The organism is Bacteroides sp. ET489 (genome assembly GCF_030518095.1).
GTDB classification, from domain to species: domain Bacteria; phylum Bacteroidota; class Bacteroidia; order Bacteroidales; family Bacteroidaceae; genus Bacteroides; species Bacteroides ndongoniae.
This window is the reverse complement of the sequence record NZ_JAULLJ010000001.1, coordinates 1-22,358: the sequence shown is the minus strand read 5'-3', so window position 1 is coordinate 22,358 and position 22,358 is coordinate 1. Positions and strand designations below refer to the sequence as shown.

General features: G+C 48.9%; 20 protein-coding genes. 9 read left to right on the top strand and 11 right to left on the bottom strand.

The window, feature by feature from the left end:
• The first annotated feature begins 48 nt into the window (after positions 1 to 48).
• The 7 genes from Q3C19_RS00100 (at position 49) to Q3C19_RS00070 (ending at position 8,468) form a co-directional block, all read left to right on the top strand.
• Positions 49 to 1,314 (top strand): Nramp family divalent metal transporter, encoded by a 1,266-nt coding sequence (locus tag Q3C19_RS00100; RefSeq protein WP_071149690.1) that lies wholly within the window; start codon positions 49 to 51, stop codon positions 1,312 to 1,314.
• 45 nt (positions 1,315 to 1,359) lie between these two features.
• The gene (locus Q3C19_RS00095; RefSeq protein WP_302726303.1) at positions 1,360 to 1,815 is read left to right on the top strand and encodes a C-GCAxxG-C-C family protein; all 456 of its coding nucleotides are present in this window, start codon (positions 1,360 to 1,362) and stop codon (positions 1,813 to 1,815) included.
• 192 nt (positions 1,816 to 2,007) lie between these two features.
• A complete protein-coding gene (locus Q3C19_RS00090) occupies positions 2,008 to 2,208 on the top strand; it encodes a winged helix-turn-helix domain-containing protein (RefSeq protein ID WP_022161699.1) in 201 nt (66 codons plus the stop codon).
• Positions 2,209 to 3,066: 858 nt separating this feature from the next.
• Positions 3,067 to 4,848: a translation elongation factor 4 gene (gene lepA / locus Q3C19_RS00085; protein ID WP_022161698.1), complete on the top strand. Its 1,782-nt coding sequence runs from the start codon at positions 3,067 to 3,069 to the stop codon at positions 4,846 to 4,848.
• A gap of 85 nt (positions 4,849 to 4,933) precedes the next feature.
• Positions 4,934 to 6,109: a sodium:proton antiporter gene (locus Q3C19_RS00080; protein WP_302726296.1), complete on the top strand. Its 1,176-nt coding sequence runs from the start codon at positions 4,934 to 4,936 to the stop codon at positions 6,107 to 6,109.
• A gap of 272 nt (positions 6,110 to 6,381) precedes the next feature.
• The gene (locus Q3C19_RS00075; RefSeq protein ID WP_302726294.1) at positions 6,382 to 6,747 is read left to right on the top strand and encodes a BlaI/MecI/CopY family transcriptional regulator; all 366 of its coding nucleotides are present in this window, start codon (positions 6,382 to 6,384) and stop codon (positions 6,745 to 6,747) included.
• A gap of 8 nt (positions 6,748 to 6,755) precedes the next feature.
• Positions 6,756 to 8,468: a M56 family metallopeptidase gene (locus Q3C19_RS00070; protein WP_302726292.1), complete on the top strand. Its 1,713-nt coding sequence runs from the start codon at positions 6,756 to 6,758 to the stop codon at positions 8,466 to 8,468.
• A gap of 26 nt (positions 8,469 to 8,494) precedes the next feature.
• Here Q3C19_RS00070 and Q3C19_RS00065 read toward each other — a convergent pair whose 3' ends face one another.
• From Q3C19_RS00065 to map, 5 genes are read right to left on the bottom strand one after another with little or no spacing between them, the layout of a single operon-like run.
• Positions 8,495 to 9,814 carry a nucleobase:cation symporter-2 family protein gene (locus Q3C19_RS00065; protein ID WP_071149685.1) on the bottom strand — a complete coding sequence of 440 codons (1,320 nt, stop codon included), beginning with the start codon at positions 9,812 to 9,814 and terminating at the stop codon, positions 8,495 to 8,497.
• A 27-nt stretch (positions 9,815 to 9,841) separates the two neighbouring features.
• The gene (xpt, locus tag Q3C19_RS00060; protein WP_302726287.1) at positions 9,842 to 10,408 is read right to left on the bottom strand and encodes a xanthine phosphoribosyltransferase; all 567 of its coding nucleotides are present in this window, start codon (positions 10,406 to 10,408) and stop codon (positions 9,842 to 9,844) included.
• A 51-nt stretch (positions 10,409 to 10,459) separates the two neighbouring features.
• Positions 10,460 to 11,959: a DNA recombination protein RmuC gene (rmuC, locus tag Q3C19_RS00055; protein WP_302726285.1), complete on the bottom strand. Its 1,500-nt coding sequence runs from the start codon at positions 11,957 to 11,959 to the stop codon at positions 10,460 to 10,462.
• 32 nt (positions 11,960 to 11,991) lie between these two features.
• Complete coding sequence (locus tag Q3C19_RS00050) at positions 11,992 to 12,942, bottom strand: hypothetical protein (RefSeq protein WP_302726283.1); 951 nt, start codon at positions 12,940 to 12,942, stop codon at positions 11,992 to 11,994.
• Positions 12,943 to 12,957: 15 nt separating this feature from the next.
• Positions 12,958 to 13,812, bottom strand: coding sequence for a type I methionyl aminopeptidase (gene map, locus Q3C19_RS00045; RefSeq protein WP_071149682.1), 855 nt, complete (start codon positions 13,810 to 13,812; stop codon positions 12,958 to 12,960).
• A 211-nt stretch (positions 13,813 to 14,023) separates the two neighbouring features.
• On the opposite strand from map, the gene araJ reads away from it, so the two are divergent.
• Positions 14,024 to 15,166, top strand: coding sequence for an MFS transporter AraJ (araJ, locus tag Q3C19_RS00040; protein ID WP_302726278.1), 1,143 nt, complete (start codon positions 14,024 to 14,026; stop codon positions 15,164 to 15,166).
• A 60-nt stretch (positions 15,167 to 15,226) separates the two neighbouring features.
• On the opposite strand, the gene Q3C19_RS00035 is transcribed toward araJ, so the two are convergent.
• Positions 15,227 to 16,126: an AraC family transcriptional regulator gene (locus tag Q3C19_RS00035; protein ID WP_302726276.1), complete on the bottom strand. Its 900-nt coding sequence runs from the start codon at positions 16,124 to 16,126 to the stop codon at positions 15,227 to 15,229.
• A 172-nt stretch (positions 16,127 to 16,298) separates the two neighbouring features.
• Between Q3C19_RS00035 and Q3C19_RS00030 the strand changes: the two genes are divergently transcribed.
• Positions 16,299 to 17,180, top strand: coding sequence for a radical SAM mobile pair protein B (locus Q3C19_RS00030; protein WP_302726274.1), 882 nt, complete (start codon positions 16,299 to 16,301; stop codon positions 17,178 to 17,180).
• A 398-nt stretch (positions 17,181 to 17,578) separates the two neighbouring features.
• On the opposite strand, the gene Q3C19_RS00025 is transcribed toward Q3C19_RS00030, so the two are convergent.
• The 5 genes from Q3C19_RS00025 to Q3C19_RS00005 all read right to left on the bottom strand — a co-directional run bounded on the left by Q3C19_RS00025 (position 17,579) and on the right by Q3C19_RS00005 (position 22,349).
• A complete protein-coding gene (locus Q3C19_RS00025; RefSeq protein WP_302726272.1) occupies positions 17,579 to 18,268 on the bottom strand; it encodes an SIMPL domain-containing protein in 690 nt (229 codons plus the stop codon).
• Positions 18,269 to 18,272: 4 nt separating this feature from the next.
• Complete coding sequence (locus tag Q3C19_RS00020; protein WP_302726270.1) at positions 18,273 to 18,842, bottom strand: immunoglobulin-like domain-containing protein; 570 nt, start codon at positions 18,840 to 18,842, stop codon at positions 18,273 to 18,275.
• A complete protein-coding gene (locus Q3C19_RS00015; RefSeq protein ID WP_302726268.1) occupies positions 18,839 to 20,464 on the bottom strand; it encodes an energy transducer TonB in 1,626 nt (541 codons plus the stop codon). Before Q3C19_RS00015 ends, Q3C19_RS00020 begins: the two co-directional genes overlap by 4 nt.
• Before the next feature lie 97 nt (positions 20,465 to 20,561).
• Positions 20,562 to 21,932 carry a MobV family relaxase gene (mobV, locus tag Q3C19_RS00010; RefSeq protein ID WP_302726266.1) on the bottom strand — a complete coding sequence of 457 codons (1,371 nt, stop codon included), beginning with the start codon at positions 21,930 to 21,932 and terminating at the stop codon, positions 20,562 to 20,564.
• 159 nt (positions 21,933 to 22,091) lie between these two features.
• Positions 22,092 to 22,349, bottom strand: a complete 258-nt coding sequence (locus Q3C19_RS00005) for a hypothetical protein (RefSeq protein ID WP_302726264.1) — start codon at positions 22,347 to 22,349, stop codon at positions 22,092 to 22,094.
• Positions 22,350 to 22,358 lie beyond the last annotated feature (9 nt).

Below are 22,358 nucleotides of genomic sequence, written 5' to 3'. Positions count from 1 at the left end.
CCTGCCGTTGTTACACTATGATTAACGTTATGCTAATCTGTAGTTGATATGAAGAATATATGGAATGACTTGAAGCGGAAAGACCATAAACGTTATCTGGGTGGTCTGGATGTCTTCAGATACATCGGTCCCGGACTGCTGGTGACGGTAGGATTCATCGATCCGGGCAATTGGGCTTCGAACTTTGCGGCGGGCTCCGAGTTTGGCTATTCGCTGTTGTGGGTGGTTACGCTGTCCACGGTGATGCTCATCATCTTGCAGCACAATGTGGCGCATCTGGGCATCGTGACGGGGCTTTGCCTCTCCGAAGCGGCTACCCGATACACACCGTCGTGGGTGTCGCGCCCCATTCTGGGCACGGCGGTGCTGGCTTCCATCTCGACCTCGCTGGCCGAGATTCTGGGCGGAGCCATCGCCTTGCAGATGCTGTTCGGCATCCCCATCGTATGGGGGGCGGTGCTGACTACGGCCTTTGTGCTGGTCATGCTGTTCACCAATTCGTACAAGAAGATAGAGCGGTCCATCATCGCATTTGTGTCCGTGATAGGGCTTTCGTTCATTTACGAGCTGTTTCTGGTCAAGATAGACTGGCCGCAGGCCGTGCAGGGGTGGGTGACACCTTCGTTCCCCGACGGAAGCATGATTATCGTGATGAGCGTGCTGGGCGCCGTGGTGATGCCCCACAACTTGTTTCTGCATTCCGAGGTCATTCAGAGCCACGAATACAACAAGCAGGACGACGCTTCTATCCGCAAGGTGCTGAAGTACGAACTGTTCGACACGCTATTCTCCATGATTGTGGGCTGGGCCATCAACAGTGCGATGATACTGCTGGCGGCATCCACCTTCTATCAGGCAGGTGTGCAGGTCGAGGAACTGCAACAGGCCAAGTCGCTGCTCGAACCGCTGCTGGGCAACAATGCGGCAGTCGTCTTTGCCCTGGCGTTGCTCATGGCCGGCATCTCGTCCACCATCACCAGCGGCATGGCGGCAGGCTCCATATTTGCCGGCATCTTCGGCGAGTCCTACCACATCAAGGACAGCCACTCGCAGATAGGAGTGGTGCTCTCGCTGGGCATTGCCTTGCTGATGATATTCTTCATAGGCGACCCGTTCAAGGGGCTGCTTATTTCGCAAATGGTGCTGAGCATTCAGCTGCCTTTCACGGTGTTCTTGCAGGTCGGCCTGACCTCGTCGCGCAAGGTGATGGGGCAGTATGTCAACAGCCGCTGGAACGCGCTGGTGCTGTATGCCATCGCAGCCGCGGTGACTGTGCTGAACCTGATGCTGCTGTGGGAGGTGATAGCCGGATAAGAAATGTGTAAAAAAACGAAAGTATAGAGTTATAAGGAAAAAACAATGGAATTGGAAGAACGTATCGGAAAGGCGGTCGAGCTTTTCAAAAGTGGTTTTAACTGCTCGCAGTCGGTAGTGGTAGCTTTTGCTGACATGTATGGCTTCACCGAAGAACAGGCATTGCACATGTCGGCATCGTTTGGCGGCGGCATCGGGCGCATGCGTATGACGTGTGGCGCGGCGTGTGGGCTGTTTATGCTGGCCGGACTGGAGAAGTGTGCCCTCGAAGGCAAGGACCGCACCAGCAAGGCCGAAAACTACGCATTGGTGCAGCGGCTGGCCGAAGAGTTCAAGAAGCGGAACGGAACGCTTGTCTGCGCCGAACTGCTGGGGCAGAAGAAGCCCGAAATCAGTAGCATCCCCGAAGAGCGTACGGCCCAATACTACGCCAAACGCCCCTGTCCGCGCATGGTGGAAACTGCCGCCCGCATCTGGGTGGAACACCTGCAAGGGAAGTAGAAAAAGGCCGATATCGTGTTTTTTTTACCTTCATTTTCCGCTTTTTCTTACATTTTCAAGAAAAAAAAGAATGAAAATATGCTATATAACATAAAAATAGCTATATTTGCAGCAGAAATAAAATCTGAATCTGCCGTATAAAGGGAATTCAGACTTTATAAAGCATGTCTAACTAAACTAAAATTGAAGAAAATGTTAAAAGAAAAAGCAGGCGAAATTGCTGGAAAGATTTGGAATGCACTGAATGGAACCGAAGGACTGACTGCCAAGCAACTGAAGAAAGCTACAAAGTTGATTGACAAAGATATGTTCCTGGGACTCGGTTGGCTGTTGAGAGAAGACAAAATCTCTGCCGAAGAAGTAGAAGGTGAACTGTTCTTCAAGCTGATCTAAGCAGACGAGATTCATAAGAGTATTAAGAAAATGTGTTGATGCAACGTCTATTTTGTTGTCAACGCATTTTTTTTGCGCCCTTTTTTCCGAAAAAACTTACTGTAATACTGTAACTGTAACGCGGTTGCCGTTGTTTTCTTGATTTTTGCACCCCCTTTTTGCCCCTTTTTTATTGCCTGAATTTTTTTGTATGATGCGTGCTGATATGTAGAAACGTACATATTTCGTTACATTTTTACCCGTTTGGCGTTACAGTATTACAGTTACAGTTAGATTTTTTTCGAGTATTCATCTTGATTCAAGTTGTTCCGACTTCTTCTGATTTGTATTGATTTTTCATTCAGACCCTAAACTAGAAGAAGTGTTAAAGAATTTAATATTATATATTATATATATTTATATATATAATATATAATATTACTCTTAACTTCAGTATGGTGGAAATCGAAATTTACCTAACTGTAACTGTAATACTGTAACGCCGGCAGTCGTCTTACGCCAAACGCCGCCTTCCGGTTGCCCATCACAGCCGATGGCAAATAAAAATAAACAATCACGGGCGAAAACGTATAAAACGCCTCCTACGCCCTGCCTTTCAACGAGTTAGCTTTATTAACACAAGAATCGCGTTTTATTAACAGATTTTCACAGTATATCGATACCCCTTTTATGGTTCTCCGCTTGGTTGTATTTATCTTTGTTCCGGCAAGAGGGAAACAAGGGGGGATGTTGACGATTCGTTTGGATAGGACAGGATGCAGCTCGGAAGAAAAAATATTCAAAACAGGTTTCAATAGTTTGTACGCCTCTTAGCTTTTCACTATCTTTGCGAACCCAAAAAGAGAACTAGTTTAGAAGATGAAGAATATACGTAACTTTTGTATCATAGCCCACATTGACCATGGGAAATCGACTTTGGCAGACCGCCTGCTGGAATTTACCAACACCATCCAAGTAACCGAAGGACAGATGCTGGACGACATGGATCTGGAAAAGGAAAGAGGTATCACCATCAAAAGCCATGCCATTCAGATGGAATATGTGTACAAGGGCGAAAAATACATCCTCAACCTGATTGACACCCCGGGACATGTGGACTTTTCGTACGAAGTGTCGCGTTCGATTGCCGCCTGCGAAGGCGCGCTGCTCATCGTCGACGCATCGCAGGGAGTACAGGCACAGACCATCTCGAACCTCTACATGGCCATCGAGCACGACTTGGAGATCATCCCCGTCATCAACAAGTGCGACATGGCAAGCGCCATGCCCGAGGAAGTGGAAGACGAAATCGTAGAACTGTTGGGCTGTAAGCGCGAGGAGATTATCCGCGCATCGGGCAAGACCGGCATGGGAGTCGAAGAGATTCTGGCCGCCGTCATCGAACGCATCCCCCATCCCGAAGGCGACGAGAACGCCCCGCTACAGGCCTTGATTTTCGACTCCGTATTCAACTCCTTCCGCGGCATCATCGCCTATTTCAAGATTGAGAACGGCGTCATCCGTAAAGGCGACAAAGTGAAATTCTTCAACACGGGCAAGGAATACGACGCCGACGAGGTAGGCGTGCTGAAAATGGATATGGTGCCACGCGACGAGCTGCGCACAGGCGACGTAGGCTATATCATTTCGGGCATCAAGACCTCGCGCGAAGTAAAGGTGGGCGACACCATCACACACATTGCCCGCCCGTGCGACAAAGCCATCGCCGGCTTCGAAGAAGTAAAACCGATGGTCTTTGCCGGTGTCTATCCCATCGAGGCCGAAGACTTTGAAGACCTGCGTTCGTCGCTGGAGAAGCTGCAGCTGAACGATGCTTCGCTGACCTTCCAGCCCGAGTCGTCGCTGGCGCTGGGATTCGGTTTCCGCTGCGGATTCCTGGGCTTGCTCCACATGGAGATTGTGCAGGAACGACTCGACCGCGAGTTCGACATGAACGTCATCACCACCGTGCCCAACGTATCCTATAACGTGTACGACAAGCAAGGACACGTCATGGAGGTGCACAACCCCGGCAGCATGCCCGACATCACCATGATCGACCACATCGAAGAGCCCTACATCCGTGCGTCGGTCATCACGACCACCGACTACATCGGCCCCATCATGACCCTCTGCCTAGGCAAGCGTGGCGAACTGGTGAAGCAGGAATACATCTCGGGCAACCGCGTAGAAATCTACTACGACATGCCGCTGGGCGAAATCGTCATCGACTTCTACGACAAGCTGAAGAGTATCTCCAAGGGATATGCCTCGTTCGACTATCACCCCAACGGCTTCCGTCCGTCCAAGCTGGTGAAGCTCGACATCCTGCTGAACGGCGAACCCGTGGACGCCCTCTCCACACTGACCCACTTCGACAACGCCTACGACCTGGGTCGCCGCATGTGCGAGAAGCTGAAAGAACTGATTCCGCGCCAGCAGTTCGAAATAGCCATTCAGGCAGCCATCGGCGCCAAAATCATAGCCCGCGAAACCATCAAGGCCGTCCGCAAGGATGTGACCGCGAAGTGCTACGGTGGCGACGTGAGCCGTAAGCGCAAACTGCTCGAAAAGCAGAAGCGGGGTAAGAAACGCATGAAGCAGATCGGAAACGTGGAAGTGCCGCAGAAGGCGTTCCTGGCGGTGCTGAAGCTGGATTAATCCCCCTTCACCCTGATAACCCCGAGGAGGATGCTCTCTTTCCATAGGACTGTCTTGGTGTCCTCCTCTTTTAATTATATTATAAATGAGAAAAGTTCTATCGTTTTCGGCCTTTCTGATGGCCGGGCTGCTAGTCAGCCAGTACCTCCCCCTGTGGGCGGGAGGAAGTTATGATGCGGTAAAGACCGCGTCGAATGTGTTGCTTTACGTCTGCCTTGGTTTTATCATGATCAATGTGGGGCGCGAGTTCGAAGTCGACAAGTCGCGTTGGCGGACGTATGCTCAGGATTACTTCATTGCCATGGCCACTGCCGCCATGCCTTGGTTTCTGATAGCACTCTATTACATCTTTGTCCTGCTTCCGTCCGACTGCTGGGGCAGTTGGGATGCGTGGAAGGAAAACCTGCTTTTAAGCCGTTTTGCCGCCCCCACTTCGGCAGGCATCCTGTTTACCATGCTGGCGGCCATCGGGCTGAAACAAAGCTGGATGTACAAGAAAATACAGGTACTTGCCATCTTCGACGACCTGGACACCATCCTGCTGATGATTCCGCTGCAGATTATGATGATAGGTCTGAAGTGGCAGCTGCTGACCATTGTCGTGATTGTGATGCTGTTGCTCTCCTTCGGGTGGAAGCAGATGGGCCGCTACGACTGGCGGCAAGACTGGAAAGCCATTCTCTGCTATTCGGTACTGGTGTTTGCCGGCACGCTGGGCATCTATGCACTGAGCAAGCACTTCTATGGTGAAGAAGGCAGCATCCACGTCGAAGTGCTGCTTCCGGCTTTCGTACTGGGCATGGTGATGAAACACCGCGAACACGATTCGCCAGCCGAACGCCGTGCGGCTACAGGCATTTCGTTTCTGTTCATGTTTCTGGTAGGAGTGGGGATGCCGCGCTTCCTCGGAGTCGACTTTGCCGAAGCATCGGCAGGCAGCCATTCGATAACCGGATCGCAGGAGATGATGTCGTGGGGAATGATTGCGCTGCATGTAGTGGCCGTATCGCTGCTGTCCAACATCGGCAAGCTGTTCCCCGTTTTCTTCTACCGCGACCGCAAGTTCAGCGAACGTCTGGCCTTATCCATCGGTATGTTTACACGAGGCGAAGTAGGGGCAGGAGTCATCTTCATCGCGCTGAGCTATAATCTGGACGGACCGGCGCTGCTCATCTCCGTGCTCACCATTGTGCTCAATCTGGTGCTGACAGGCTTCTTCGTACTGTGGGTAAAGAAACTGGCTTTACGCAGCTACCGCTAACCCTATTCTGACCAACATACACCGCACAGACTTACACACTCTCCCTCGACAGCCCTCTTCGGAATGACCAACGGAAGGCTTAACACAGTGGGAGAGGTGTGTAGGTCTGTATTTCATTTTATAATACCTCTTTCTTCTTCAGTTTATACGCTACTACTGCTAACTTTAGTTAAACTACTACATTTATTAGTTGATTAACTAATACTATTAGTTGTTTGTTCGAAAATAATCTATATATTTGCAGCGTACACCAACGTTAAAGCAATAAGATTATGAAACGACTGACCACTAAAGAAGAAGAAATCATGCGGATGTTTTGGGAGCACGGCCCGATGTTTGTACGCGAACTGCTGGCCTTCTACGAAGAGCCAAAACCGCACTACAATACCGTCTCGACACTGGTACGCGGCCTCGAAGAAAAAGGCTTTGTAGGCTATAAGGCCTACGGAAACACCTACCAGTACTATCCCTTGATATCGGCCAACGACTACAAACGTTCGGCACTGAACGACGTCATAGCCCACTACTACGACAACTCGTTCGCCAACGTCGTGTCATCATTTGTAGAAGAAGAAGGCATGCCGCTCGACGAGCTGAAGGCGCTGATCGCACAGATTGAAAGCAAACGTAAAGCATAACCAGGACTATGGGAGCTTTTCTGTTCTATCTGTTCAAGTCGACGCTTTGCCTGACCACGCTATATTTCGTGTTCAGGCTATGTTTCCGCAGCGACACCCTGTTCCGCACCAACCGTCTGCTGCTGTTGGGCGGCACGTTGTGTTGCCTGCTGTTGCCATTCGTGCAACTCAGCATTCCGCAAGCCAGCCTGTGGCAAAAGCCCATGACAACGGTCGAAACACTGTTGACAGCCCCTTCCTCGGCATCGCCATCCATACGCCTGCATGCAGAGGGCACAGAAGCGGAACAGCCGCTTCCGCCGACAGCAACCGTCTCCGCACCGGCAACGACCGCTCCTGCTGCATTCAGCGCCCTGCGCCTGATTACATGGGCATATACGGGTGGGGGTCTGCTGACATTGGCTTTCTTTCTGCTGTCGATGCTACGGATGCGCCAGTTGTTCTGCTGCTATCCGTCCGAAAGGCAGCAGGGCTTCCGCCTGATTGTCTGTCCGCTGAAAAAAGGTTCTTTCAGCTGGGGCCGTACAATCGTTCTTTCGCAAGAAGACTACCGGAACAACCGCGAGGCGATATTGCTGCACGAACAGATGCACCTGCACTATCATCACACGGCCGATCTGCTGTGGATGCAGGCCATCATCGTCCTCCACTGGTTCAATCCTGCCGCCTGGCTGCTGATGCGTGAGCTTCGCGAAGTGCACGAGTTCGAAGCAGACAACGGCGTGCTGCTACATGGCATCGATGCTACTCAATATCAACTGTTGCTCGTGAAAAAATCCGTCGGCACAAGGCTCTACTCTATGGCCAGCGGCTTTGGACACAGCAAGCTAAAACAACGTATCAATATGATGTTAAAGAAAAGAACCAATCGACTGGCACGACTGAAGCTGTTGCTCTTCGTGCCCGTGGTGTCGGGGACGCTCTATGCGTTTGCCCGGCCCGAAGTGAAGAATGCAGTAGAACAGATGGTGAAACCGCCCGTCGGCACACAGTCGCAGGACACTGTCCGACTGGACGAGCGCGAGCTGCTGGAGCAGTATTTTGCACGGAAGTTCAAGGAAGGGGGCGGTACTGTTGCTCCTGAATCTGGAAAAGCAGCACACCGGCTGTTAGTCAACTTGCGCAATCAGGTTATGATAGACCAGGAAGGAACGCCGACTGATTGTGCAGACTTCATCCGCAAGCATCTGTCCGACGTATTACGAAAAGACTATCAGCAGGCTAAACAGTCGGGACAACCGTTCCGGTCCAGTTTGGAGATAATCTACGACCGCGGCTCTTCGGCCGAAGCCATGCGCCTGTATCTGTACACAGTCAAGGACGTTTACCAGCAACTACGTCAGGAAGCAGCCGCCGAACTGGGCACTACAGACGAAGCGGTGCTGGACAAGGCATTTCCCATCCTGGTTACTTTTGCACAACCGAAAAAGTTCAGAAAAACAGATGCTGCCGAAAAGCTTCCGATGAAGATAACCCTGATAGCTCCCGACGGTCTGAGCAAGACGTTGAGCAACTTCACATTGGACGAACTGCGCAACGAAGTGGAAGACTTCCGAAGCAAACATGGGGAGACAACCGTGTCGTTGAAAGTAGAACGGGACGTACCGATGGGTATGGTGATGGATGTGAAAGGAATCCTCCGGCAAGCGTATGTCACCCGGCTGAACTATTCATCGGACAAGGCCTCTTCCACTGTTGAAGAAACGGTGAAGAAACCTTGACCGACAGACAAATATGGATGATAGGATTACTCCTTAATCCGTATCAAGGCATTCGCCACGATGGCGGTCAGTCCGCCCGTGGTGATGCCCGAAGCAAAGATATTACGCAATGTATCGGGCAGCTGGCAAAGAATCTCCGGAACCAGCTCCACACTCAATCCCAACGAGAAACTGACCGCAATGACCAGCGTAGTCTTGCGGTTCATCTCCTGCGAAGCAATGATGCGGATGCCGGCAGCCGCCACCGTGCCGAACATCAGCAGCGTAGCACCGCCCAATACCGGTTCGGGCATCAGCGAGAACACCAGCCCTACTGCCGGAAACAACCCAAGCAGAATAAGAAGTCCGGCAATGTAATAGCCCACATAGCGGCTGGCTACTCCCGTCAGCTGAATCATGCCGTTGTTTTGCGCGAATACCGAATTGGGGAAAGCACAAAGCATACCCGAGATCATCGAATTGAAGCCGTCGGCAAAGATACCACCCGAAGCACGACGGATAAACACTTCACCTTCAACCGGCTCGCCGGATATCATTGAATTGGCCGTAATATCGCCATAGGCTTCGATGGCTGTAATCACAAAAATCAGCGCCAACGCCAACACAGCCGACAGACTGATATCAAGTCCGAAACGGAAAGGGTGAGGAATGGTAACCCCTCCGAAACTCTGCACCGAGCTGAAGTCGATCATCCCCATCAGCCAAGCTACTACATAACCTGTGGCCAGTCCGATGACGATAGAACTCATACGCAGGTACCGGTTGCTGCTGCGGTTGAAGAACAGAATCAGCACCAACACCAAAGCTGCCAGCCCCACGTAGCGCAAACTACCGAAGCTGCCGTCGGCCTGAGCCGCCGCACCGCCACCACAAGCCGTAATACCTACCTTGATAAGACTCATACCAATCAGTGTAACGACGATGCCCGATACGAGCGGAGTGATGATTTTACGTGTATACTTCAGCAGCCGGCTGATAATCATTTCGACCGAAGCAGCAGCCATACACGAGCCGAACACCAACGCCAAGCCACCGGTAGTACCAGCAGCTATAATGGGGCCAATGAACGAAAAACTGGTACCCTGTATGCAGAGCAATCCCGTACCGATAAAACCGAAACGCCGGCACTGTACAAAAGTAGCGATGCCCGAAGCAATGAGCGCCATCGAAACTAGATAACCGGTCGTTTCCGTATCCAGCTTCAGCGCACCCGAAATAATGAGCGGCGGAGTAATGATAGCCACAAAAATAGCCAGCAGATGCTGCAACGCAGCAAAAAAGGCTTCACGCAAAGGTGGACGGTCGTTCAGGCCATAGATAAGCCCGTTCTTGTTTTTCTCTTCCATTACCAATGACAAAGAACGATGACAGGTTTATCTGATTTTAATCTCACAGTTGTCCAGACTCTCGATAATAGCCAGACTCTCTACATGAATGCCTGCCGCACGCAGCTCGTCGCCTCCATGCTGGAAAGCCTTTTCGATGATGAATCCCATACCTGTCAGTTCGGCTCCCGCCTGCTGAACCAGGTCGAGAATACCTTTGGCTGCATTACCGTTGGCCAGAAAATCGTCGATAAACAGCACCTTATCGCCTGGGCAAAGAAAATCGCGGCTTACGCAAACATCGTACGAACGTTGCTTGGTGAAAGAGAAGACCGAAGTACTTAGCATATTTTCCATCGTGCTGGGAACTTTCTTCTTGGCAAATACAACAGGCAGTTCGAGCAGATAACCTACCATGATTGCCGGAGCAATGCCACTGGCTTCTACAGTAATGACTTTGTTGATCGGGGTAGATGCAAAACGGCGTACAAATTCTACACCGATACTTTTCATCAGGATAGGGTCCATCTGATGGTTGATGAAATTGTCTACTTTCAATATTCCTCCGGGGAAACAGCGTCCGTCGCGAAGAATGCGGTCTTTCAAGGCTTTCATTGTTCTTGTCTATTGTTTTTTAGTTGATTATACGATTTTGTAAAACAGATGCTATAAGCGGTCTATTGTTTCCGTTGTATCAGTTCCGGCATCATTTGCCGGGTCTTCTTCACGGGGCAGGAGACGGGGTGAAATGCGTTTCTTGGGTGTCAGACTCATACCACGCAATTGTTCGGCCTGCCGCACCACGCTGCCAGCACCGTCGGAAAGCTGGTTCAGCGCCTTGTCGTAGTCCTTCTGCAAGCTACCCAAACGGTCGCCGATGCTCAGGAAAGTATCGGTAAAGCCTGCTATCTTTTCGTAGAGCGACGTGCCGCGCTTGATGATGGCCTGCACATTCTTCACCTGATTCTCACGTTTCCACAGGTCGAGCGAAAGGCGCAGGGCACTGATCAGGTTGGTAGGACTCATCAGCACCACTTTCTTGTTGTAAGCATACTCCCACAGATTGGCGTCGCTCTGGACAGCCAGCAGGTAAGCTCCTTCCGTCGGAACAAACATCATGACGAAGTCGGGAGCTTTAATGTCGTAGTGCGAATAATCCTTCCGGCTCAGTTCGTCGATGTGCGCACGGACCGACTGGAGGTGTGCTTTCAGGCAACGGGCCTGTTCTTCCTTATCTTCGGCTGCCGTATAGGCAGCATAGGCTGAAAGGGAAACTTTGGAGTCGATAATCATCTCACGGTCGTCGGGATAGCGGACGATGATATCGGGTTGCATACGCTGGCCGCTTTCGTCGTTGGTCAGAACCTCACCGCGTTCATCACGCAGAAACTCCTGACGCACATAATGCTCGCCTTCGATAAGGCCGGATGCCTGCAACAAACGTTCCAGAATAACCTCTCCCCAGTTACCTTGCATCTTCGAGTCACCTTTCAGGGCACGGGTCAGGTTATTGGCCTCTTCACTCAGGCGGTTATTCAGTTCTACCAAATCCTTGATGCGTTCGCCCAGCGAGAAGCGCTCTTTGGCTTCCGTATTGTAAACCTGCTCTACCTTTTCGCGGAAATCCTTCAGATTCTCGCCCAGAGGACGAAGCAGATTTCCGATGTGTTCGGCGTTCAACCGCTTAAAGTCGTCGGCCTTGCTTTGGAAGATACGGTTGGACAAAGCTTCGAATTCGGCATTCATCCGGCGATGCAAAGCCTCGGCTTCCTCCTTTTGTTCGGCCAGCCGTTTCTCCAACTGCTGACGCTGTTCGGTCAGGCGTTCGGCAAACTGCTGTTCGCGGTTGTTGTTCTGTTCGTTGAACAAGCGTTCCTGCTCGGCCAGACGGTTGGCAAAAAGGCGTTCCTGTTCAGTCAGACGTTCGCCAAACTGTTTTTCCTGTGCAGCCAGCCGTTCGGCGTTCTGCTGGCCGATGGCTTTCAGACGTTCTTCGGCAATCGCCTTCTCGCGTTCGATGCGTTCGTCGGTCGTTCGGTTCAGCAAGTCTTCACGCTGCTGTGCGGCCTCAAGCTGTACTTTCAAGGCAGAGGCTTTACGCCCTGCAATCAGCATTCCGACACCTGTTCCGACGCCCAGTCCTATAATCAGTAATACGATTTCCATAATATGCGACAGTATATCGTTTAAAAAGCCAATCAATGACGGTCAGCCTGTGGTTGCAAGGCTTGCCGCATCTTCTCAATCAGTTCGGGAGTCTCGCTAACAGGCTTACGAGTCAACAGAAATGCAAAGTTTTCGGCCAGTATCTCTTCAGGATTGATGATGTAGTCGGTATTCCTTCCTACCTGTTCAAAGAAGTTCTCCGCATCCTTTATCCCGTATACCACCGTTTTTCCGTCTTTCTGCTCCGCCTTATCGTTCTTCAGAGGCATCAGGCCAATCGTCAGATAATTGAAGAAACTGCCTCCTTCGTATGGCTTGTTGGCATAAATCAGCATCGCACAGGGACGTTCTTCTCCCTTGATGCGAAAACGGGCATAACTGTCAAAACGGTTGACATCGGGATTGCTGATCAGCACGTCGCGCAAATCGGCGGGAACTTCGAATTCTTCAGGCGCAATGCTGAAGCCAATCAGCCTATACATCTTCTCACGAAAATCCGGATGGTTGCGTGTCAGCACATGAAACAATTCGTGCGCCAACAGGTAACTGACTTGTTGGGGCTTCATGTGGGCTATCTGCTCTTCCACCACGATGTAGTCCATACGGGTATATCCGCCTGCACCGCCTTCTTCGGCCATGGTTGTTTTCAGTATCCTGATTTCCTGCGGAAGAGACAGTGACAGGTTCAATGCCTTGATATGACTGTTCAGCGTGTCGGCCGCTTCCTGCATCCGTCGTTTGTCTTCCTCGCTCCAGTCGCGTGCCTGATCGGCAATGAATCGTATCAGTTCCTGCCGGGTACCGCCTTTTCTGCCCAATCGGGCTTCGTAATCGAAACGGCTCCACTGACGGGTGGTAGCGTCTTCCTGCGAAAGCAACGTACGAGCCTGTTCGGCATCGATGTAGTGCAATTTGATCTGTGCGCACATATCCGTTGCACAAAGACTGAGAGATAGAAGTGCTGTCGTTAGAAATCTTTTCATGCGAAGTGCTCCTCTTTATTCAGTCAACACTTCGTTTCCATCCTCCGTAATCAGAATCATACTTTCCCACTGGGCCGAAGGCAGACCGTCGTCGGTACATACCGTCCATCCGTCGGCTTCGTCGATAAAGACCTCGTAACTGCCCATGTTGATCATCGGTTCAATGGTAAACGTCATGCCTGGTACAATGAGCATACCGGTTCCGCGACGTCCGAAGTGCTCTACATCCGGTTCTTCGTGAAACTTGATGCCTACACCGTGTCCGCACAGGTCGCGTACCACACTGTATCCGTTTTTCTCGGCATGCTCCTGTATGGCTGCTCCTACATCACCCAGACGAGCCCAGGGTTGCGCCGTCTGTACACCTATGTCGCGACACTCCTTAGTCACCTGAACCAAGCGTTTCATTTCCGGGCTGACTTCACCAATCAGATACATGCGCGAAGCGTCCGAGTAATATCCCTTATAAATAGTAGAGACATCCACATTGACAATATCGCCGCTTTTCAAGAACTCCTTCGTGCTGGGTATGCCGTGACACACCACATCGTTGATGCTGACGCATACGCTTTTGGGAAAGCCTTCGTACATGAAGGGTGCAGGGATGGCATCATGATCGGTCGTAAAGCAATAGACCATGTGATCGATTTCGGCTGTGGACATGCCTTCACGAATATTCTCGGAAATGTAGTCGAGTAGGGCGGTATTGATTTTGGCACTTTCGCGAATACCCGCCAATTGTTCTTCGGTACGCAGCATGTGACGTTGGGGCAATCTGTAGCCTTCCCGTTTATAATGTTGGATCTTAGCTTCTACTTCGTCGGAATAATTTTTAGGAGTAAACCGGGCTCCTTTGATCAGTTTTTTCATTGTGCGTAGTTTTTTATGATGCAAAGGTACATAATTTTGCAAATAGTTATTGCGCACTCTGCCTGCAAATCGCTCCTTTCATTTTATAAATTCAGAATGGCGTGTGTACTCGGCAAATTATTTTTTTGACATAAAGCATTCGCTGTTAGCAAACAAAACTGTACTTTTGCGCCCCGAAAAAAGATTGCAGGTAAATAACAGGATTTAGAAAATGAAGAAAAGTCTGATAGCTTTGGCTTTTGGCACGTTGGGATTGGGCATCGCAGAGTTTACCATGATGGGAATTCTGCCTTATGTAGCCCAGGATTTAGGTATCAGTATTCCGATGGCAGGACATTTTATTTCGGCATATGCCTTGGGGGTGTGCTGTGGTGCTCCGATGTTGCTTCTGGCACGTAAAAGGCCACTGAAACAAACGTTGATGGTCTTGGTTTCGCTGATGATTATTGGTAACCTTTGCGCATCAGCGGCTCCCAACTATTGGGTACTGATGGCCGGTCGATTTATCTCGGGCCTGCCGCATGGAGCTTATTTCGGAGTGGCCTCTATCGTAGCCGGGAAACTGGCCGATGAAGGAAAAGGTTCGGAAGCCGTGTCCATTATGATTGCAGGCATGACTGTTGCCAATCTGTTTGGTGTGCCACTGGGCACCTCGCTGAGCCACACCATTTCGTGGCGCGTCACTTTCCTGTTGGTTGCATGTTGGGGACTGATTACCTTATATTATATATACCGCTGGGTTCCCCGTGTTGAAGGGTTGAAAGATACCGGCTTCAAGGGACAGTTCCGCTTCCTGAAAACGCCTGCTCCCTGGCTGATACTTGGAGCCACTGCACTGGGCAATGGCGGTGTATTCTGCTGGTACAGTTATGTCAATCCGATGCTGACTGAAGTAGCCGGTTTCCGGACGGAAAGCATGACTGCCCTGATGGTACTGGCCGGCTTTGGCATGGTGGTGGGTAACCTAGTGAGCGGACGCATGTCCGACCGCTATACACCCGGTAAGGTAGGTACCGTGGTTCAGGCCATGATCTGCGTGGTTCTGCTGCTGATATTCTTCCTCTCGCCCAATCCGTGGTGTGCAGCCATACTCATGACGCTGTGTACGGCCGGTCTGTTCGCCGTCTCCAGTCCCGAACAGGTGCTGATTATCCGTGTAGCTCCCGGAGGCGAGATGTTGGGAGGTGCCTGCGTGCAAATTGCGTTCAACCTGGGCAATGCCATCGGTGCTTATGTAGGTGGGCTGGCCGTTAGTGGCGGGTACCGTTATCCGGCTCTGTGCGGAGTTCCTTTTGCCTTCATCGGATTCTTGTTTTTCCTTACATTTTATAAGAAATATCAGCAGAAATACTGAAGCCGAACGCACGCGTTTCAAGCCCTATGACGGTTGAAGAAGAGATTGCTGAATGCTCTGTCATTCATATATTCCGTTTCTGTAATCCACCAGATATTGCTTGAACGTCTTGCCGGTTTGCTGTTTGAAGAAACGCATCAAATGGCTGGCATCCGAGAAATTGAAACGATCAGCCAGCTCGTTAACACTGCAGTCATGAAATAGCAATTCATTCTTCAGCTCTTCCAAAAGCCGCTGTTTCAACAAGTGTGTAGCCGATACGCCGAATTGTGTCATCACTGCCGTATTCAGTGTCACGCGACTGATATGGAGCATATCGGCATATTCTTGCACCCGTTGCAAGGTGCATATGTTCCGTTCAAGCAGGTCTTTGAATTGGAAAGCATAGTTATTCTTCGAAACTTCTACCGGAAGGTGATAAGCAGAGGCATAGGCACGATTGATGATCACTAAAAGATAATATAATACAGATACGATAAGATGATACGTGTCTGCTACAGGATGTTGAAGTTCTTGCTTTATCTTATCAAGCAGGTGGGTGTATTCTGCAAATTCTTCAGGTGATGCATATAAATAAGGTGGTGTATCGGTCTGATAATAATATAGCAGCCGATAAACAAAGTATTTGTCGGCAATGAATGTACGCATAAAATCTTCACGAAAAATGAGAAAATCATAATCTAACGTCTTTTCGTCAACGTGCCATTCCTGTTGCTGGTGTGGCGATAAAAGTAATATCATCCCGTCCTGCAACTTTATCTTTCGAAAATTCAGCAAGAGATATCCGTTGGCCTTCCGAAAGAAGAAAAACTCGAAGAAATCTGTTTTAAAGACTTTGTTCTCCGTCAACACTCCATTAATTTCCGTATTTCTGCCAGTGTTCAGATAAAAATCCACACCACATTCGGTTTTGCTGAAAGCAATATTTACCAGTTTTTCGGAAACAATCTCCTTTTTCATATTATATGGTTTCACATTGGTTATTGCATGACAAAGGTACTATTTCTGTTTATCAAAATGGCATTTCTTCGTCTTATTTTGGCATACTTCCAATTGGTTTTTATAGCGAATTTTGCGACTGATAAACAACTAAAAAGGGAAAATATAAAACTTGAACAAAGATACCAATGCAATGGATACAGAAATAATCAGAGAAATTGATGTGCAAAGCGTCATGACCAAATCTTCATTACCTGTCGGCGGTTATTCTGTTAACCCGTACGTAGGATGTCCGCACGCCTGCAAATACTGCTATGCCTCGTTTATGAAACGTTTTACAGGACATACCGAACCTTGGGGAACATTTTTGGATGTGAAACACTGGAAACCAATTGCCGATCCTCATAAATATGATGGCCAGCGTATTGTCATAGGATCTGTCACTGATGGATATAACCCGTATGAAGAAACCTTCTGCCGCACACGAACCTTGTTGAAAGAACTGCGTGGAACCAATGCAGAGATTATGATTTGTACAAAATCGGATCTCGTCCTGCGTGACCTTGATTTACTGAAGGCTTTTCCAAAAGTGACCATTTCATGGTCGATCAATACGCTGGACGAACAGTTTCGCTCCGACATGGATAACGCGGTAAGCATCGAACGACGGCTACGTGCCATGAAGCAGGTGTACGATTCGGGCATCCGAACAGTCTGTTTTGTTTCGCCTATTTTTCCAGAAATAACCGATGTAAAAGCGATTATTGAAGAAGTGAAAGATTATACCGATTTAATCTGGCTTGAAAATCTGAACCTGCGTGGAGAGTTTAAAGTGAGAATAATGAACTATATTTGCAAAAACTACCCGGAACTTTTCCCGCTATACGAAGAGATATACAACAAAAAGCAGAATGACTATTGGCAAACTTTGGAAGCAAACATGGCCCTCTACGCTCAGGCCAACCATTTGCCTTACCGGATAAACGATTTGCCCTTCGGTCGTTCTGTAAAAGGAAGACCGGTTGTAGTCAACTATTTCTATCATAAAAAAATTAAGCTAAACAATGGCAAGTAATGCCTATTACATTCCCTATGAAATGACATTAGTACAAGCAAATTCCTTTAAGGAGTGTTTCACCGGTACCATCCGCGTCTGAAAAATTCAGTTTTCTTTTATCTTTCAATTACTGATTTTTGTATTTAACTGATTAATAATTAGCTTCTGTTTCGCTAATCTACATTTTCTACGAGGATATTCCAGAGATTTTCCGTAAATCTGTATAAGGAATATACCTCTTTGAAATCAAGAAAGTTAGAAGAATTACCCCGTTTTCGGGTAATGAGTTGGCAACCGTTCTAATTGCCGTGGTCTGCATCGCTTTGCTTGTTCGGGCAACTCTTACGAATGCAAATGTACACAAATAAAGCGGACGAAAAGAAGAATATAGCATTTTTCTTTCGTCCGCCTTGCATTTAATCAATGATTTCAAAACGTACCAGCATGGAATAGTTCTTCTTAATGGTACGGAAGCTGTCAAATGAGACTGCATCAGAAGACAGGACATTGCTTTGCGCGAACGGGAAAGAATTGCTGCTCCCTTCTTCTACAATACGTATCACGTTACCCAGTCTCTTACCCAACGCCTCCACCAAATAGGTTGCTTTCCGTTGAGCGGCTTTCAGTGCTTCAATCTTCCCCTTTTGGTGATAGGCAAGTATATCCTTGTTCTCCAATTCACCGATGCGCATGGTGTGGATACCTTTCGTATCAATGTGCTTGACGATTTCATTTATCTGATTGAAGTCGGTCAGTGTAATATCAAACTTCTTGGAAACCAAGAAGTCCTGCCCTTGCTGCCGCCAATAATCGCCGATTTCTTCTGTCCGGATAGCATTTTGTGGGATGCCTGCTTGGGCAATGGCTTCTCTCAATCCTTGTTCTATCTCTGCCAAAGGCACTTTGGTGCGGTATTCTTCGGGCTTCGATTTCCCGTCGAATTCTTCCTCGAAGTATTCACGGATTTCAATCAGATAATGGATTCTGTCGGGTACAATTTCTATTTCCGATGTACCTGTCACTTCAATGTACCGTTCATTGGTTTGCGCTTGCAAGGAAAAGGTTGCCAATAGACTGATAATGAATACTGATAATCTTGTTTTCATAAAGCTATTTGATTTCAAATTCTGCACTTAATTCTATATACTCTCTTTTCGCGGAGAACGATTTACATATCCGGTATTTCCCTTTGGGAAGATAATAGTACCTGCCGACGGGGAAACGAAAGCAATACAATAAAGGTGCTTTTTGCTTGTTAAACCCATCATCAAACCAACTTCTGTCACCTTTTGTTTTAGCTATACCCCATTCTTTCCCGTTCCATTGTTCTAATTTCCAACCTCTTCCATACATCAGCGAAACAGGTGTCGGGTTTGCAACGAACACATTAACGATTTGTACATTCTCCCCATAAACAGAACATTCCGTCCACATGGAAACTGGTTTGTCTTTGTACTTGTCCGACAAATCTTCGACATACCAAAGGTAACACTCTGGCGTATCATAGATGACGGTGTCTTTATCCGCTGATACAACTTGGATGCTTGTAACCGTATCGTTTCCTCCAATGATAGCCAATTCTTTGTCCGGTGTTACTTCCGGCTGGAACTGTTGCCGCTTGTTGGTGCAACTCAGGCAAACGGCACTTGATAACATTGCTACTAAAATTATAGTTCTCATTGTATAATCTCTCCTTTCTTGTTAATATATTGCCATTTATCACTTACCCATTCGCGATGCTCTCCGTCAAATATCGCTTTCTCTTCTCCTGTAAATGTAACTTTTGCTTTGCCGTTCTTGAATGGGAAAGCAAATTTGAATTGAGGTTCAATGACTACATTGCCCAAAGAATCGGCAAAACCTATCAATTTGTTCTCATCCGTGATACGGAAAAGTCCTTCACGGATATAATCGGGTCCGTTATCGCATTTGAACACAGAGAACAATTCTTGGCCTTGATTGTCTATGCAAACAATCCGTGCGTCCTGCTTGTTCTCATACACAAAACCGATGTCCCGTATAGTGTCTGTTTCGCAGAATTTGTATTTGCCGTATGGCACAATGGTATCGCCTTGTTCATTCAAATAGCATATAGGGACATCGACCTCAAGACGTTCTTCAGTTGTGTGGGCAATCAAACACCTGTCCTTCTTAAAAATTATAGGTATAGTCCATACAGATTCCCTATATTCTCCTTTCCCGTAGTAATTGATGGTAGGCATCCAGCGGGGCATCTTTCTGATGATGTTCAATACTTGATTATCCCAATCTTCAATGCCACAGCTTCGCAGGGTTTTGGCTTCATATACTTCCCCATACGAGTTAATCCGCACCGTATAGATGCCTCTCACCTGTTTCTTGTCCCCCAACAGCGCTGGGTCATATACCAGCCGTTGGGTGATATACTCTTGTGCAGACCACGGCTTCGCTTCTTGGAAATAAGCGACTGTTTCCCATTCAACGAAGCACTGTTTCAATTCTTCTTCCGCAATGCTGTCCGCCTTTATCCTATCCCTATAGTGTTGGGGCAAGAAAGGCACATATACCGTATAGAAACATTCCATCCGCTTGCCGTCCTTGTTCCTGTACGGCAGGCAATGCGGCAATTCTTTTGTCAGCCTGACAACTTCTTTGTCGAAGTCCTTATGTTTAGATGTCAATATATTAATGCCGCGCGGTAATCCTAATGTGTCAATGGAGAACATTACTACGGAATATCCGGCTTGGTTCTTCTCTAACAAGCGTTCGGGATAAATCATTTGGGAGGTAAAATACTTTTCCAAGTCATAATTCCATATCGCCCATCGGGGAGGCTCTATGGTTGATAAGTCTTTTATTGGCTTTCCCGACATATCCAAAACACCCAAGTTCCAACTAATTTCCGCACGCCAAATGCTGTCCAAACGGTTTTCATTTTCCCGTTGTCCTTGTAGGCTGTTGTCAGTCACGCATCTGACCGGACCAACACCAATGGTCAGCGAGTCGGGCAGATACTGAAAAACCAATGTGCTGTCGGTCAGCTCTTGGATAATGTAATTTTTCCTCGATTCAAAGACTTTGATTGTATCTCCGCATAATGAATAAGAATAAAAAGTTTCTTTCCTTTTGCCATCATACAAAAAGACGCTTCTCCACCCTGCATCACGAAATTCCATTTCCATAGCATATTGCTTGTCTCGGGGTAATTGCACTTTCCATACTTTGTTTTCCAGCAATGCGGACATATCTACACATTTATTGTTTTGGGCAGAGAGTCCGCCTATGACAACCCATGAAAGCAATATGTACAGAAACTTTTTCATAACCTATCATCTTAATAGCACTCAAAGATAACGAAAAGGAATAACCTAATCAATTATTAGACTATTCCTTTCCCGTTAGGTTTAAGCATATTAACTCTTATTGTCGAAGTCCTTTTCTGTTTTGAGGCGATATGACGCTTTTCCGTATGGACGAAAACAGTCTATCAAACTGCTCCTTGAACCACTCGCCTATCAGTTGCCCGTTGATGGCAAGTGCAAGTTTTGATTTGTCCGCCGGGTCTTTCACCACTTGGAAACCTGCTCTTTCGGTCGTGAACTTCCGCCTGTGTTCCTCCGAATAGAGCTCGCCCTCGTAGAACAGCGGCTTGCCGCTGATGAGCGTGGCGGTCTGCCTTTCGCTGAAACCGACTTTGAGGCAGAACTTTTCCATGTACACCAACTCTTGGAACAGCGGAAACCATTTCTTGGCTTTTCGGATGATGGATTTCAGGAATGACACTTCTTCTTGGTGTGCCGCTTCTTTATCTGCCATTTCCCTGCGGTGCTTGGCTTGCAGTTCCATCAGTTGGCGGCTGTGCTCCTCCTGTTGCCGCTCTATCTGTTGTTGCAACAAATCGATGCTCTCGTCACGGGCGGCGACCTCGTCTTGCAGGGTGCGATTGTCGGCTTCAAGCTCTTTCAATTTGCCGCTTCCCAAAAGAGAACCGACCTTTGCCACGAGTGCTGCCTTGGCTTCGGTCTTGGCGGCTTCCAGCTTCTCCGATTTGATTTCCTTCCGTACTTCGTCAAGCTGCCGTTCCGCCTGCTGTTGTTTGACTTGTAGCTGCTGTACGTTGGCTTCCAGTTCTCCCGTCTGCCGTTTCAGTTCACGGTAGTATTGGGCGGTGGTAGTGTGCCGCGCTTCCGAACCACGGATGCCGCGCTGCAATCCGTATTTCGCCATCGCTGCGGCGTAACTGTCGTGGTAGGCGACAAGCCTTTCACGGGTCAGGAGGTCATCGGCGCACAAGCGCACGGCGTTGGCTTTCTTTCGGTAGGTGCGTTTGCCCTCCGTCTGCTTCCGCTTGGCTTTCCTGCGCTCGCCCGCCACTATCGGCACGACCGTGGCGTGGATGTGCGGCGTGTGTTCGTCCATGTGCAGCACAGCCGAAACGGTGTTCTCCCTGCCGAATGTGCGGTACAGCCATTGCAGGTTGTCATCGCACCATTCGCCAAGCCTTTCCTCGTCCTGCACCCTAGCCATGTCCTCGTGCGTACCCGAAAGCACGATGCGGATTGCCCTCACTTGGTCGGGCGTTATCTTCCGCCTGATGCCTGCCGTGCGGATACGGTGGCTTATCGCTCCGGTGCGGTCTGCCACGCCATCGGGAAATTGCACCAGCTCACGGTTGAGGTGGGTGCGTGTGGGGTCTGCATTCTTGGGCGTGGTCTTGCGTTCTATGTGGTCGGATGCGCCCGTGTCAGCCGACCCTTTCGCCTTGTTGATTTGTATGCTGATATATCCCATGTTCGTTTCTTGTTTTTGAGGTTATACAAACTTGTTTGTCGGTGTCCGCCTGCCTGCGGTTATAGCCGCATGGGGCAAACGGGGGTGTCCAAAGGGGTGCAACCCCGCTGGCTCATTGGGGCATTTTTAGCTGTGCTTGCACTGCGTAAAGAAAATGCCCTAATGAGCTATGGCTTTTCTGTTTCCAAAAGCCTGTGAGAGTACCAGCGGTATAGGCAGACCTTTTCTTGTCGTCGATATGATACGCCTTCCCTTGTCGGCCGGTCGGACAGCAGGCAGGTCGGATGTCCGACCGACCTGTCTGCGGATAGTGGCATTTCCTTCCGTCCGTTTGTCCTGCAGACTTGTTGGTGAATAAAAATCCGATGAATTGATGAGTTGATAGGATAATAGGCTGATAACCATAATGATATACATTCATCATTG